Source organism: Shewanella sp. TC10, assembly GCF_009663145.1.
Lineage (GTDB): Bacteria > Pseudomonadota > Gammaproteobacteria > Enterobacterales > Shewanellaceae > Shewanella.
The window spans coordinates 20,985-35,073 of record NZ_VKHR01000011.1; the positions used below are offsets into that span (position 1 = coordinate 20,985).

Genomic DNA, 14,089 nt, shown 5'->3' on the forward strand with positions numbered 1-14,089 from the left:
GAGAACACAATGACAACAACGAATAATCATTTCACCGAAGCTGACAGTGTAAAAAAACAGCCTTTAGATGATGGTCCAGACTGGAGCTTTTCGTTACTTGAAACCTATATGGAAGAAATTGAAAAAGTGGCCGCTTTTTACAAGCTTGATAGCTACCCCAACCAAATTGAGGTCATTACAGCAGAACAAATGATGGATGCCTACGCTGGCATTGGGATGCCGATAGGTTATACCCATTGGTCTTTTGGTAAACGCTTCATCGAAACCGAGCAAGGGTATCGTCGTGGCCAAATGGGTTTAGCGTATGAAATCGTAATTAACTCCGATCCATGTATAGCGTATTTAATGGAAGAAAATACCATCACCATGCAAGCCCTCGTGATGGCACATGCAAGTTTTGGCCATAATAGTTTTTTTAAAAACAATTACCTCTTTAAAACTTGGACTGATGCCAGTTCAATCATCGACTATCTTGTATTTGCTAAAAATTATATTCATGAATGTGAATTAAAGTTTGGAGTTGAACAAGTAGAACTGACTCTCGATTCTTGCCACGCGTTAATGAATTATGGCGTTGATAGGTATAAGCGCCCTGCAGAAGTCTCTTTTAAAGAAGAAAAAATGCGTCAAAAAGATCGTGAGAGTTATTTGCAAAGTCAGGTGAATGATTTATGGCGTACTGTGCCCAAAAATCCAGATGAACAAATAAACGATCAGCAAGTTAACTTTCCTGATGAACCACAAGAAAACATACTGTATTTCATTGAAAAAAATGCGCCTTTACTTGAGCCATGGCAACGTGAAATTGTCCGTATCGTTCGCAAAATGGCGCAATATTTTTATCCTCAAAAGCAAACCCAAGTAATGAATGAAGGCTGGGCAACTTTTTGGCATTACACCATATTGAATCATATGTTTGATGAAGGCACTGTGACAGATAGGTTTATGCTAGAGTTCTTGCAAAGTCATACGGGCGTTGTTGCACAACCAGCTTATAACAGCCCTTATTACAGTGGCATTAACCCTTATGCGCTAGGCTTTAATATGTTTGTTGATATCAGACGAATTTGCGAAAGTCCAACAGAAGAAGACAAAAGATGGTTTCCTGATATTGCTGGTAGCGATTGGTTAACGACAGTCACTTTTGCTATGGAAAACTTTAAGGATGAAAGCTTTATAAGCCAATACTTGTCACCAAAAATTATTCGAGACTTTAAGTTATTCAGCATTCTCGATGATGATAGCTGTAATAAATTATCAGTATCAGCAATTCATGATGACCGCGGCTATCATTTAATACGCGAGAAACTATCGCAGCAATATAACCTATCTAATCTAGAACCCAATATACAGGTGCAACGAGTAGATATTAATGGTGACCGTTCATTGACTTTACGCTACGTCCCTAATAAACGCATCCCTCTAGGTGGAAGCAATGAAGAAGTATTAAAGCATTTACACAGATTATGGGGCTTTGATGTATCTCTGGAACAAGTTGATGCGAGCGGAAAGATTAAAACATTAGCCCAATGCCCACCGCCAAGCGAAGATAGTAAGATGACAACCCTATAAAGGATTCTATAACGATAAAAAAACCAACCTCAGAGGTTGGTTTTTTTGTTTTGAAATTAGCGTTTGTTATTTATCGTTGTTTGCTATTTCTGCTGGCATATCATCACGAAGCTTTTGCCACATAATGCCACTATTAATGCCATTAGCTTTCATCAGTGCATTAACTTCTGTGTATTTACCTTCAATTGCCAATTGTTCTAATGCTTTATAAAAATCTAAAGCAATAGTTCGTGCTTCTTGGCTAGAAAAGTAATAACGACCAACTCGGCTATACAAACCTTTAAACCCATTCAGAATGAGTACATAAAGTGGATTACCAGATGAAAATGCTAATGCATGATGCAATTCATAATCGTAATCAGCATATGCTTCAGCCGTATCTTCTAACTGATGAATTTTTGCTAACACTTCTTGTGCTTTGTCAGGGTTATTACGAACCGCACCGCGGAAATAAATCGTGCTCACATTGGCTCTTGCAGATAATAATTGATCTACAAGTAACGGAAAGCCATCTGGATTTAAATCTGCGATAGTTTCAAGGATATTAAGCCCTGACGTTTCCCAAAAATTGTTAACTTGAGTTGGTTTGCCGTGTTGAATCTTTAACCAGCCATCACGTGCCAAACGTTGTAGTACTTCACGTAACGTGGTTCTTGTAACACCAATTAATTCTGAAAGCTCACGTTCTGCAGGCAATATAGAACCTGGTGGAAACTTGTTTTCCCATATCGAACGAACGATATACTTCTCTGCAAAACTTGCAGGACCTTTTGCATTGATAATTGTCAACTTGAACATCCCGTGGTTACCCAATGAACTGATCATACCAGAGCTAATGCAATTACACACCATTGAGAGTTGTTAAACCGCTGAATTGGATAACTTAGCGACCAATTTTTAAACAGTGCACGCAAAGAATGTGATATAGCAGTTATATTCGTTACCTTTTTGTCGTCGAATAAATTTATTCGCATTACAATGCGATTCAGTTTGCGCTAAAATACCGCGCAAATTATGGATGTAAGTTAGTGGCACAGCTAACGAATTTTGAGTAATTCAAATATTAAGCGCTAAGAATTAATAAAATTAATCACGAAAAAACGCTAAGTCGTTACTCAATAAACAAAAAATAGTTTATGTACGGTTTTGCAATCAGTGATCATTCAATCAATTATTTCAGCTAAGATTTGTCCGCAAAATTCCTTCCTCCAACGTTCACTATTTAAAATTCACAACTGGAGAGGCTACTATGCCGTCAACCACTGGTGCTGCATTTTTTAGTAACTTCTTGGGTAATTCTCCAAGATGGTACAAATATGCAATATTATCGTTCCTTGTAATAAACCCATTATTATTCTTCTTTGTCAGTCCGTTCGTTGCCGGATGGGTACTTGTCTTAGAATTTATTTTTACCCTGGCTATGGCACTTAAATGTTACCCGCTTCAACCAGGTGGTCTGCTTGCCATACAAGCTGTCTTTATAGGCATGACTTCACCTACCCAAGTATTGCATGAGATAGAAGCAAACTTAGAAGTACTTTTACTGCTAATCTTTATGGTTGCAGGCATTTACTTTATGAAGCAATTACTATTATTTGTGTTCACAAAAATGATCACAAAAGTACGTTCTAAAATCATTGTTTCATTAATGTTTTGTGTTTCTTCTGCTTTTTTGTCAGCTTTCCTTGATGCGTTAACGGTTATCGCAGTCATTATTGCTGTGGCCATTGGTTTTTATTCGATTTACCACAAAGTGGCTTCAGGTAAAGACTTCAGTTGCGATCATGACCATACCTCTGAAGAACGTGAGCAGCTAAATGATGACGAATTAGAGGCTTTTCGCGGTTTCTTACGTAATTTACTTATGCACGCAGGTGTAGGTACAGCGCTTGGTGGTGTTTGTACTATGGTAGGTGAACCACAAAACCTCATTATTGCAGCCCAAGCGCATTGGCAATTTAGTGAATTCTTTATTCGTATGTCTCCTGTGACCATTCCAGTTTTTGTAGCTGGTATCACTACCTGTTTCATCGTAGAAAAGTTCAAATGGTTCAGCTACGGTGCAGAGCTACCTGATGCTGTGCATAAAATTTTGAGTGACTACTCTGATTACGAAGATCAAAATCGGACTAAAGCAGATAAAGTAAAACTATTGGTTCAAGCGTTAGTCGGCGTATGGTTAGTGGTTGGTCTTGCCTTTCATTTAGCATCTGTTGGCTTAATTGGACTGTCAGTTATTATCTTAACCACGGCATTTAATGGCGTCACTGATGAACATGCATTAGGTAAGGCCTTCGAAGAAGCACTGCCGTTCACTGCATTATTAGCTGTTTTCTTCGCCGTTGTAGGTGTGATTATCGATCAACACTTGTTTGCACCTGTTATTCAATGGGCACTAAGCTTTGAAGGTAATGCGCAGTTAGTTGTCTTCTATATTGCCAATGGTTTGCTTTCAATGGTCAGTGACAATGTCTTCGTTGGTACGGTTTACATTAATGAAGTCAAAGCGGCATTAATTAGCGGCCAGATCACTCGAGACCAATTTGACCTTCTTGCTGTAGCGATTAACACTGGTACTAACCTACCTTCTGTAGCAACGCCAAATGGGCAAGCAGCCTTCTTATTCCTACTCACATCAGCATTAGCACCATTAGTTAGATTATCTTATGGCCGAATGGTTTGGATGGCATTGCCATATACCATCGTGCTATCTATTGTTGGTATCGTGATGATTGAATCTGGTTTCCTAACTGAATCAACTCAATACTTCTATGATAATCACATCATTCTTCATCATTCAGCCAAAGATGTAATTGGCGGCGGTATTGGACATTAATACTGTTTTGATTTAACGTTTGTTTTGAAAACACCCTCATTTGAGGGTGTTTTTTTATCGTCATAAATCGACAGGAGATTGATTTGACTGGATTACAGAAATTTAGCCGTTCTCGAACAGCATGGATTGTGCTATTACTTTCCGCAATTGGACTTGAAGCCGCTGCTCTATTCTTCCAATACGTAATGGAGTTAGACCCATGTGTGATGTGTGTTTATGTGCGCGTGGCAGTATTAGGGTTAATAATTGCGGGCATCATCGGCGCTATAGCACCAAAGTTTTGGCTCACCAGAATTCTGGGACTCGTTAGCTGGGGTATTAGTGCAATATGGGGGCTCAAGCTTTCACTAGAGTTAAATGAGCTACAAGTTGACCCTTCCCCATTTTCAACCTGTTCGTTTTTCTCTGAGTTTCCTTCATGGATGCCTTTAGATGAATGGTTACCTGCTGTTTTTTCACCAACAGGTATGTGTAGTGATGATCCGTGGACATTTCTATCTGTCAGTATGGCGCAATGGATGATAGTTACTTTCATCATTTACTTAATCGTTTTAGCGGTTATGCTCATTCCGGCTTTAAAACCACTAAACTCAAAGTAATAGCAGATTGAGATGAAGCCCGTTTCTGTCAACCCTTGAGCATTTACAATCATGTACTTCAACTCAAGCGGTTAAATTCAAGTTGTTAAACAAAAAAAGCACTCTTAATAGAGTGCTTTTTAGATTTTAAAACAGTTCAGACGTTAATCTACATCTTTTAATGGCCAAATCACGATATGGTCAAATACATCACGCACTTTGTTTTCGTTGATTGTCTTTCCTTTGACGGAAATCCCCGCCGCATGCATGGCATCTTTAGAGCCTGTAATTAAAGGGTGCCAGCTAGGTAATTCTCTTCCTTGATGAAGACGCTTATATGCACAAGAGTCTGGCAGCCAAGTTAACTCAGCTATGTTGTCAACGGTAATAGCAGTACAAGCTGGTACGTATTTAAAACGTTCAGGGTAACGACGGCAACTACAGGTTTGATCATCTAACAAATGACAAGCAGCATCCGTGTAGTACAACTCTTCCGTTTCATCATCAATTAATTTATTTAAACAACATTTACCACAACCATCGCACAATGCTTCCCATTGTACGGTGGTGAGTTGGTTTAGTTTTTTCTCAATCCAAAAAGACATATTTGATACAGCATTAACTTTACATTGCCGATATTATATCACTAATTGATTGGCGGATTTTTGATTCGTTCTGAAAGGTAAGTCACAGTGAGTAAAAAATGTTCTTTTACTGACCATGCTTGTAATAAACGGAAGTTATTATAAACCAAATATTGGCGACCATTTTCACCATCAGGCATTAACAGCGACACTTGCATATCATCACGTTTAGGCAAATCATTACCGTTGTAACGTCTTACACCAAGCTCTTGCCAATCATTAAAGGTTTCAGTGTGTTCAGCACCGACAAGCTGGCTAGAAATAGGATTGATTGAGCTAACTTGACGTCCCCAAGTTTCATCATTTTTCCAACCCGATTCTTTTAGCATTGACGCTGCGGTAGCAAAAGCATCAAATTGGTTATTCCAAATATCTTTTACACCATCACCATTGCCATCTTGAGCATAGGCCAGATATTGAGAAGGCATTAATTGCATATGACCCATGGCACCAGTAGATGAGCCAATTAATTGTTCATATTGCACTTGATTGGTATCAAGAATTTTTAATGCTGCAATAAACTCGTCGATATAAAACTGTTCTTTATTACCTGAGTAAGCATTCGAAGCTGTCACTGACAAAATAGGGAAATTGCCCTTTTGTTCTCCAAATTCAGATGTCATTCCCCACAAAGCAACTAAAAATCTGGGCTGAACACCGTATCTATCGCCTAAGGCAATTAGAGCATCTTGTTGTTCTTTGAACATTGCACGAGCTGTGCTGACGGTAATTTCTGGAGAGTTTTGCGGGATGTAGCTTTCAAGGTTTAATGCTTTGTTTGAACCATTAGCAGTGGCGCGCTTAAACACTTTTATTTTGGCAAAGTGTTTATCAATTGTGTTTTGTGAAACACCTGCAAGCGCCGCTTTTTCTTTTAATGTAGCTAAGTAATCATCAAAACTTACACCCTGTTGAGCGTAAGCTAAGTTAACAGTAAACAAGGTTACTATTACAGATGAAATGATCTTCCCAATCATAAATTGTCCTAAATTAACTCATTATTGCTATTTTTGTTCTTATTAACTAAACGTTAACACATTTGTGTTAACGTCGAAATACAAAATATATAACCATATCAAAATCAAGCTATTATCTTATACAAACTGGAATTTAAAACAAACCAAATTGCAAAAATACCACTCTATTAAAAAAATACCACTCTATTAATAAGCGACGCTAGTCTTTTATTCCTAAACTTTTGCGGTGCTCATTCAATAAATTGGTTACTGGTGGTGGAATTTGCAAATAAAAACCTTTGTCATCTAACTCAGATTTAACTTTTTCAATATCAGCCATCGCTAACTCAGTTCTTTTTGATAAAGGAACCATCATCACCAATTTTGGCGTACCGAACATTTTCATTAAAGGCTCTGGAACTGCATCAAAAACATCACGTTTTTCAACAAATAAGTAGGTATCCAGTTTTCGGCTACTTTTATATACGGCGCATATCATTTTGGAGTTAAATTCCTCTGTTTCTTGCTTGATAGTCAACTACGCACACTATAACATGGACAGCTATTAATTTAATTGCAATTCAGTTCGTACACTGACATTTTTTGGAGATTATCGCCTGGATGGCCATACAAAGTCTTGAGTTAAAAGCCACTTCTTTTACTCTTTCTGTGCTTCATATAAATACTCATGATTTTAATGCAATTGCTGCAGATCTAGATAATAAATTATCTCAAGCACCTCAGTTCTTTATTGGTGCTCCTTTAATTTTAAATTTAAGTGCAATTGAAAATCATGAAGTAGATCTCGCTGCATTAAAACAACTTCTTACTGATAACCAACTGATCATTGTTGGTGTAACATCGGCTAATGAAAGCATTAGTCTGCAAGCAAAAGCGTTAGGCTTAGCCATTGTTAAATCAGGCAAACAGGCTAAAAATATGCCTGCCCCATCTAAAGAAACCAAAATCGTTAAGCAAAACGTCCGCTCAGGGCAGCAAATTTATGCTAAAAACGCAGACTTAATTATTTTTGGTGCTGTAGGTAATGGTGCTGAGGTTATCGCTGATGGTAGCATTCATATATATGGCGCTTTACGAGGTAAAGCGATGGCAGGAGCTGCAGGTGATAAAAATAGTATCATCATTGCAAACTCGCTCGATGCCGAATTAGTTTCAATTGCTGGACAATATTGGCTAGCAGAACATTTGCAGCAGCATTGTAGCGATCAACGAGGTTGCGTTCGCTTAAGTAGCGATACACTCATGGTTGAATCATTGCCTCAATAGTTGGCAACATAAAAGGATATAATAACAAATGGCACAAATAATTGTTGTCACATCAGGTAAAGGTGGCGTTGGTAAAACAACTTCAAGCGCTGCAATTGCAACTGGTTTAGCCTTAAAAGGCAAAAAAACAGTTGTTATTGATTTCGATATCGGTCTTCGTAATCTTGATTTGATTATGGGTTGTGAACGCCGTGTGGTTTATGATTTCGTTAATGTCATCAATGGCGAAGCAAACTTAAACCAGGCACTCATCAAAGATAAACGCTGCGACAAGCTATTCATTTTGCCAGCGTCGCAAACTCGTGACAAAGATGCCTTAACCAAAGAAGGGGTTGGCGGCGTATTAGACGAGTTGAGTAAAGACTTTGACTATATTGTGTGTGATTCCCCTGCCGGCATCGAGCAAGGCGCAATGATGGCATTGTATTTTGCTGATATTGCCATTGTCACAACAAACCCAGAAGTGAGTTCTGTTCGAGATTCTGACCGTATTTTAGGTATGTTGCAGAGTCGTTCTCGACGCGCTGAGCAAAATATTGAACCAATTCAAGAGTTTTTATTACTAACTCGTTATTCACCTGCTAGAGTTAAAACCGGTGAAATGCTAAGCGTTGAAGATGTATCAGAAATTTTAGCGATTAAATTAGTTGGCGTTATACCTGAGTCACAGGCTGTATTAAAAGCCTCAAACTCTGGTATTCCAGTCATTAATGATGAAGAAAGCGATGCAGGCCTCGCTTACGCTGACACAGTACAACGTTTACTTGGTGAAGAAGTACCATTTAGGTTTCTTACTGAAGAGAAAAAGGGATTCTTAAAAAGGATTTTTGGTAGCTAATTATGTCAATACTCGATTATTTCAGAAGCAATAAAAAACCCAATACTGCTGTGACTGCAAAAGAGCGTTTGCAGATAATTGTTGCCCATCAACGTGGTGAGCGTGATGCGCCAGATTATTTCCCTAAAATGAAACAAGAAATTATTGAAGTTATTCGTAAGTATGTTCAGATTTCTGAAGATCAGGTATCTGTACAACTTGACCAAAATGATGACAAACTTTCAGTATTAGAGCTCAATGTGACTCTTCCAGATGGCAAATAACTCTGATTGAATAACCATTTGAAGTATTGTGTTCAATATACTAAAAAGCCTAGATAGCGATATCTAGGCTTTTTTTAATTGATTTGAAGCATTATCATCGATTGATTAACCGAATTTGATTGCATCAAGCGAATCAGCAACCAAACTACCTCGCCAGCCAGTCAATAATAACGGCGTTTGAGTTTGCTTTTTATGGTGCAGCCATAATAAAAATTCATGTATCAATCTTTTTGATCCAATGAACTCAATTGCGACGTCTTTTTCTTCTGCTATGGCCGCCAAAATGACTTTCACTTCTTTAAATGATGCTTTATAGCCATTCTTAAGTGCAATAACATCAACAGCTTCAGGTAGATTCTCTAAATCAGCTGTTTGTAATACCTTAATCAATTCTTTGCCATGAAAACGTTTCTCATGATCAGTTAAATCATTTAGCTGATTTAACTCAGTAACGGTTTTGGGCTGTTTCTTGGCTAAAGCAATCATCGCATGGTCTTTAATGATAAAACCCAGTGCCGAATCTTTTTTAAGCGCCTTTTGCAAACGCCATGTTGCTAATACTTTTAAATAGGCAAGTTGCTTAGGAAACAGCTGAAAAGCATTCTTTACTTTAAGATAAGCAAGCTCTTCATTAGGCGGTGTTAGACGCCCTTCTGTCATTCGCACACCTTCTTCAAGTAACCATTCCATTCGGTTAGCTTCTGTCACTTTAGCTAACAACTCTGGGTAAAGTTTATAAAGGTAATAAACATCGTTGGCAGCATATTGAAGCTGGGCGTCAGTTAATGGCCTTTTCATCCAATCAGTGCGAGATTCACCTTTATCAATTTCGATATCTAAGAACATCTGGACTAATTTTGCATAGCCAACACCGTGACCCAATCCGCATAAACTTGCGGCAATTTGGCTGTCAAAAAGAGGAGTTGGTTGGCAATTTCCGTAACGGGCAAAAACTTCTAAATCTTCACTACAAGAATGCACTAACTTGGTAATCTTAGGATCAGATAGCAGCTGCCAAAAACTACTCAAGTCTGGTAATGCAACAGGATCAATTAAGGCCAGCGTTTTACCATCATAAGCTTGAATTAAACCTAATTTAGCATAGTAAGTTCTTGTTCTAACAAACTCAGTATCTAATACCAGTAAATTACTTTGCTGGTATTGGGCGACTAATTGCTCAAGACTTGCTTGGTCGCTAATGTATTCAAACGATAACAAAATTCTCTCCAGTTTTGACTTTGCGCCAATGTAAGGGGGAATGACATGCAATAAAAAGCCGGCTATTGCCGGCTCTACTTTACGCTGATTTAACTTCGTCTCGAAGTTCTCGTCGTAAAATCTTACCTACATTGGATTTTGGTAACTCATCTCTGAATTCTACCAGCTTTGGTACCTTATATCCTGTTAAATGATGACGGCAATGCTTAATAATATCGCCTTCAGTTAATCCGTTATCTTTAGCAACAACAAATATTTTAACTAACTCACCACTAGCATCGTTAGGTACACCTACTGCAGCTACTTCAATAACCTTAGGGTGCAGTGCAACCACATCTTCTACTTCATTCGGGAAAACATTAAAACCAGAGACTAAGATCATGTCTTTTTTACGGTCAACAATGAAGAAAAAGCCTTTTTCATCCATATAACCAATGTCACCCGTGGCTAACCAACCATCTTTATCTATCACCTTGGCGGTTTCTTCAGGGCGTTGCCAGTAACCTTTCATCACTTGAGGACCTTTAGCGAATAGCTCGCCAGTTTCACCTTGTGCTAAAACATTACCTTCATCGTCACGGATTTGTATGTCTGTCGAAGGAGCAGGAAAACCAATAGAACCATTGTAACCATCAAGATTATATGGACAACACGTTACCAAAGGTGATGCTTCGGTTAATCCATAACCTTCAAGTAAACGCGTCTCGGTAATAGTTTGCCACTTATCTGCTACGGCCTTTTGAACAGCCATACCACCACCGATAGATAGTTTTAGGCGACTAAAATCTAAACTCTTAAAATCTTCATCATTCACTAATGCATTGAACAAAGTGTTAACCCCAGTTAATGCTGTAAATGGATACTTTTTAAGTTCACCCACAAAGGCAGGTAAATCACGAGGATTGGTAATTAATAAGTTTTTACTGCCCTTATGAAGAAACAATAAGCAGTTAACTGTTAGCGCAAAAATATGGTAAAGCGGTAGTGCCGTCACGACAAACTCTGAGCCGTCTTTAAGCGCTGGAGAATAGGCGCCATTTGCCTGTAAAACGTTACTTAACACATTACCATGTGTCAGCATTGCACCTTTTGACACACCTGTAGTACCACCTGTGTATTGCAAAAATGATAAATCTTCAGAGGTGATTTCTGGCTTGATGTACTGCAGTCGACGGCCTTTTGTCAGTGACTGTCTGAAAGAAAGTGCATGGGGTAAATCGTATTTAGGCACCATCTTTTTAATATACTTAACGATGAAGTTTACTAAAGTCCGCTTCGGTGCACTTAACTGATCACCAAGACCTGTAATGATCACTGATTCAACTGGCGTTTCAGCAACAACTTCTTCTAAAGTACGAGCAAAATTAGAAACGACCACAATGGCTTTAGCACCTGAGTCGACTAATTGATGTTTCAATTCTCTAGGGGTATAAAGTGGGTTTACGTTAACCACAACCATACCGGCTCGTAACACACCAAACAAAGCAATTGGGTATTGCAATAGGTTTGGCATCATTAAGGCAACACGGTCACCTTTTTCAAGCTTCAATTCATTTTGTAAATAGGCTGCAAATGCACGACTTCTTTCTTCTAACTTACGATAAGTTAATGTCGCCCCCATATTAATAAACGCAGGTTGGTCAGCATATTTTGATACTGCAGATTCAAACATATCGACTAGAGAAGTAAATTGGTTAGTATCAATTTCTGCCGGTACGTGTTCTGGTAAGTTATTTATCCAAGGCTGGTCCACAATTTTCTCCTATTTATCCTGACACTCACCATGAAGCAACGACTTCAATAATCAATGTGTCAAAGAACACTGCATATAAAGCTAGCGTAAATTTTTATTGTTATTACTAGCTACAGTAAAAACGTTATTGTTAATTATTATTTTCAATCATACAAAATCATACGACCGTTTAAATTCGAACCATAATCACATAAATGAAAAAAAAATCCTAGTGATTTTAATCTACAAAAGGCTTAATTTAGAATAAATGTTCTAATCATGTTAGCAACTTGGTCTGCGCTTCCCATGTGTAAATGGTGATCACCCTCTATTTGCACATCGATTAAATCGTTAAACCATAGTTTTGCTTGGGGTAAAGCTAATTTTAACTGTTTAAAGCCCTGTTCGGCTAATATTAATAAACAAGGGGTGTCACTGACGCTCATTAAAACATCAACCTGTTCAAAGGTTAGTCTATAAGGTGAATCCAGTTTTAAACGAGGATCACTTTTCCAACAATATTGCTGATTTTTAATTTCAAGATTGCGCTGAATAATTAACTCACACCAATGCTTATCCATTCCGGTCAGCTGATGGCGAGCATTAACCGCTCTTTCAAGGGTGAATTCTCGGCTCGTATCAGGTTTAAGTTCGCTTGCCGATCCCGTTTCAAACTGAGGTGCATCAGATAGTTTTTTGTGATTTGTTTGATTAAAACGATGATGCTGCTTAAAACTGCGCGCTAATCGTTCTTTAGAGTGGCTTGCTGACTCAAATAATGGTGATAGTGCTTCAATAAGCACTAACTGAGTCACTTTATGTGGAAATGCGGCGTTATATGCCGCTGCGACAATACCGCCTAATGAATGGCCAATAATACTCACAGGTTGAGTTTTAGTTAGCTCAGTCATCAATTCGTCTAAATCATACAGATAGTCTATCCAGTGCAGTGGATAGTGACCAGGTCTATGTTGAGACAAACCATGCCCTGGCCAATCAATCGCTATAAGCTGAAACTCATTAAGTAATCCCAGTTGTTCAATAGACTGTGCAAGAGGAATAAAACTATCGGCGTTATCTAACCAGCCGTGAAGTGCTAATAATATAGGTTTGTCTGTATTACCGTAGCGTTTAGCTGCTAAACGAATATGAGCCAATTGAAAATCGACATCCTCATACTGCAGCGATTTTACAATTGACTCATTCATTTCAGACTTCTTATCTTACTAAATTGAGATTCATACTTTAGTTAAACGATTACTTAAGCTAATAGATTATTTAGCTTTTTTGACAAATTTAAGTGTCATACGATCACTTTCACCGATATCTAGATACTTTTGCTTGTCTTGTTCTTCAAGCGCTAAACGTGGAGGCAAAGTCCACACGCCTTTCGCATAATCTTTAGTGTCTTTTGGATTGGCATTGATTTCAGATGCAGCAACCAAAGTGAAGCCCACTTTTTCAGCTAAGGCAATCATTTCAGCTTGATCCATATAGCCGCTTTCAAAAGACATACCTGGATTTGCACGGTGTTCAACCACACCGAAAACACCGCCATCTTTAAGGACTTTATAAGACGATGCAAACGCATTTTCTAATTGTTTTTGACCAGCCCAGTTATGAAGGTTACGGAAAGTCAGTACATAGTCAGCACTATTTTCAATTCCTAAATCAACGGATGCAGGTGGCTGGAAAGTTACTGTTGAAGCATTACCTACCGCTTCTTTATTTTCACTTAACCAAGCTTCAAATTTCTTACCTGCTTTAGCATAGTATTGTGTACGCTTAGTATCTTCTTTCGGGTTTGTCTCAAAAATCCCGCCAATGTATTGGCCTTTCTCTGCTAAATAAGGCGCTAAAATCTCTGTATACCAACCACCGCCTGGCCATAATTCAATGACAGTATCGTCGGCCTGAATACCTAAAAAAGCCAGTGTTTCAGCAGGATTACGGTAGTTATCGCGAGCAGCGTTTTTTTCACTACGAAAATCACTGGCAACGGCAGCTGCAAGTTGTGGGTTAATTTTGACTGCTTCAACTTTCTCGCTGCTTGCATGACCGAGATCATGTGCAATGACACTACTACTGACTGCGGTTAAACCTAGTGTGCTTAATCCCAGCGCAGTGGTTAATAATAACGTACGTTTCATTGTCTTCTCCCTGAA

The 14,089-nt window shown here is 38.5% G+C and carries 14 protein-coding genes; 6 read left to right on the plus strand and 8 right to left on the minus strand.

The genetic code is table 11. From position 1 onward, the window contains the following. The first annotated feature begins 9 nt into the window (after positions 1 to 9). Positions 10 to 1,572, plus strand: a complete 1,563-nt coding sequence (locus FNZ24_RS05635) for a SpoVR family protein (RefSeq protein WP_153913487.1) — start codon at positions 10 to 12, stop codon at positions 1,570 to 1,572. Positions 1,573 to 1,638: 66 nt separating this feature from the next. Here FNZ24_RS05635 and fadR read toward each other — a convergent pair whose 3' ends face one another. Beyond that, complete coding sequence (fadR, locus tag FNZ24_RS05640) at positions 1,639 to 2,370, minus strand: fatty acid metabolism transcriptional regulator FadR (protein WP_153913488.1); 732 nt, start codon at positions 2,368 to 2,370, stop codon at positions 1,639 to 1,641. A 451-nt stretch (positions 2,371 to 2,821) separates the two neighbouring features. Here fadR and nhaB point away from each other — a divergent pair, with 451 nt between their 5' ends. Together nhaB and dsbB are read left to right on the plus strand one after the other, a co-directional pair. Beyond that, positions 2,822 to 4,408, plus strand: a complete 1,587-nt coding sequence (nhaB, locus tag FNZ24_RS05645; RefSeq protein ID WP_153913489.1) for a sodium/proton antiporter NhaB — start codon at positions 2,822 to 2,824, stop codon at positions 4,406 to 4,408. An 83-nt stretch (positions 4,409 to 4,491) separates the two neighbouring features. Continuing rightward, positions 4,492 to 5,007: a disulfide bond formation protein DsbB gene (gene dsbB / locus FNZ24_RS05650; protein WP_153913490.1), complete on the plus strand. Its 516-nt coding sequence runs from the start codon at positions 4,492 to 4,494 to the stop codon at positions 5,005 to 5,007. 143 nt (positions 5,008 to 5,150) lie between these two features. Here the strand turns inward: dsbB and FNZ24_RS05655 are convergent, their stop codons facing one another. The 3 genes from FNZ24_RS05655 to FNZ24_RS05665 all read right to left on the minus strand — a co-directional run bounded on the left by FNZ24_RS05655 (position 5,151) and on the right by FNZ24_RS05665 (position 7,085). Next, positions 5,151 to 5,591 carry a YcgN family cysteine cluster protein gene (locus FNZ24_RS05655; RefSeq protein WP_153913491.1) on the minus strand — a complete coding sequence of 147 codons (441 nt, stop codon included), beginning with the start codon at positions 5,589 to 5,591 and terminating at the stop codon, positions 5,151 to 5,153. Positions 5,592 to 5,632: 41 nt separating this feature from the next. Continuing rightward, a complete protein-coding gene (locus FNZ24_RS05660; protein ID WP_153913492.1) occupies positions 5,633 to 6,607 on the minus strand; it encodes a lytic murein transglycosylase in 975 nt (324 codons plus the stop codon). 199 nt (positions 6,608 to 6,806) lie between these two features. Beyond that, positions 6,807 to 7,085, minus strand: a complete 279-nt coding sequence (locus FNZ24_RS05665) for a YcgL domain-containing protein (protein WP_153913493.1) — start codon at positions 7,083 to 7,085, stop codon at positions 6,807 to 6,809. 122 nt (positions 7,086 to 7,207) lie between these two features. On the opposite strand from FNZ24_RS05665, the gene minC reads away from it, so the two are divergent. From minC to minE, 3 genes are read left to right on the plus strand one after another with little or no spacing between them, the layout of a single operon-like run. Continuing rightward, positions 7,208 to 7,873, plus strand: a complete 666-nt coding sequence (gene minC / locus FNZ24_RS05670; protein ID WP_153913494.1) for a septum site-determining protein MinC — start codon at positions 7,208 to 7,210, stop codon at positions 7,871 to 7,873. Positions 7,874 to 7,901: 28 nt separating this feature from the next. After that, a complete protein-coding gene (minD, locus tag FNZ24_RS05675) occupies positions 7,902 to 8,711 on the plus strand; it encodes a septum site-determining protein MinD (protein WP_153913495.1) in 810 nt (269 codons plus the stop codon). 2 nt (positions 8,712 to 8,713) lie between these two features. Next, a complete protein-coding gene (gene minE, locus FNZ24_RS05680) occupies positions 8,714 to 8,974 on the plus strand; it encodes a cell division topological specificity factor MinE (RefSeq protein ID WP_102526247.1) in 261 nt (86 codons plus the stop codon). A 105-nt stretch (positions 8,975 to 9,079) separates the two neighbouring features. Here minE and rnd read toward each other — a convergent pair whose 3' ends face one another. The 4 genes from rnd to FNZ24_RS05700 all read right to left on the minus strand — a co-directional run bounded on the left by rnd (position 9,080) and on the right by FNZ24_RS05700 (position 14,074). Then, entirely contained in the window at positions 9,080 to 10,192 is a 1,113-nt protein-coding gene (gene rnd / locus FNZ24_RS05685; protein WP_153913496.1) for a ribonuclease D, read from the minus strand. 79 nt (positions 10,193 to 10,271) lie between these two features. After that, positions 10,272 to 11,945: a long-chain-fatty-acid--CoA ligase FadD gene (gene fadD, locus FNZ24_RS05690; protein WP_153913497.1), complete on the minus strand. Its 1,674-nt coding sequence runs from the start codon at positions 11,943 to 11,945 to the stop codon at positions 10,272 to 10,274. 233 nt (positions 11,946 to 12,178) lie between these two features. After that, complete coding sequence (locus tag FNZ24_RS05695) at positions 12,179 to 13,132, minus strand: alpha/beta fold hydrolase (protein WP_153913498.1); 954 nt, start codon at positions 13,130 to 13,132, stop codon at positions 12,179 to 12,181. 66 nt (positions 13,133 to 13,198) lie between these two features. Then, positions 13,199 to 14,074 (minus strand): class I SAM-dependent methyltransferase, encoded by an 876-nt coding sequence (locus FNZ24_RS05700; RefSeq protein ID WP_153913499.1) that lies wholly within the window; start codon positions 14,072 to 14,074, stop codon positions 13,199 to 13,201. Positions 14,075 to 14,089: the final 15 nt, after the last annotated feature.

Bases quoted from the DNA above. Each gene is read 5' to 3' on its own strand.
- fadR (WP_153913488.1), bottom strand. From the start codon at position 2,370: ATGTTCAAGTTGACAATTATCAATGCAAAAGGTCCTGCAAGTTTTGCA.
- FNZ24_RS05695 (WP_153913498.1), bottom strand. From the start codon at position 13,132: ATGAATGAGTCAATTGTAAAATCGCTGCAGTATGAGGATGTCGATTTT.
- FNZ24_RS05660 (WP_153913492.1), bottom strand. From the start codon at position 6,607: ATGATTGGGAAGATCATTTCATCTGTAATAGTAACCTTGTTTACTGTT.
- FNZ24_RS05665 (WP_153913493.1), bottom strand. From the start codon at position 7,085: ATGATATGCGCCGTATATAAAAGTAGCCGAAAACTGGATACCTACTTA.
- minE (WP_102526247.1), top strand. From the start codon at position 8,714: ATGTCAATACTCGATTATTTCAGAAGCAATAAAAAACCCAATACTGCT.
- nhaB (WP_153913489.1), top strand. From the start codon at position 2,822: ATGCCGTCAACCACTGGTGCTGCATTTTTTAGTAACTTCTTGGGTAAT.
- FNZ24_RS05635 (WP_153913487.1), top strand. From the start codon at position 10: ATGACAACAACGAATAATCATTTCACCGAAGCTGACAGTGTAAAAAAA.
- FNZ24_RS05700 (WP_153913499.1), bottom strand. From the start codon at position 14,074: ATGAAACGTACGTTATTATTAACCACTGCGCTGGGATTAAGCACACTA.
- minD (WP_153913495.1), top strand. From the start codon at position 7,902: ATGGCACAAATAATTGTTGTCACATCAGGTAAAGGTGGCGTTGGTAAA.
- minC (WP_153913494.1), top strand. From the start codon at position 7,208: ATGGCCATACAAAGTCTTGAGTTAAAAGCCACTTCTTTTACTCTTTCT.
- FNZ24_RS05655 (WP_153913491.1), bottom strand. From the start codon at position 5,591: ATGTCTTTTTGGATTGAGAAAAAACTAAACCAACTCACCACCGTACAA.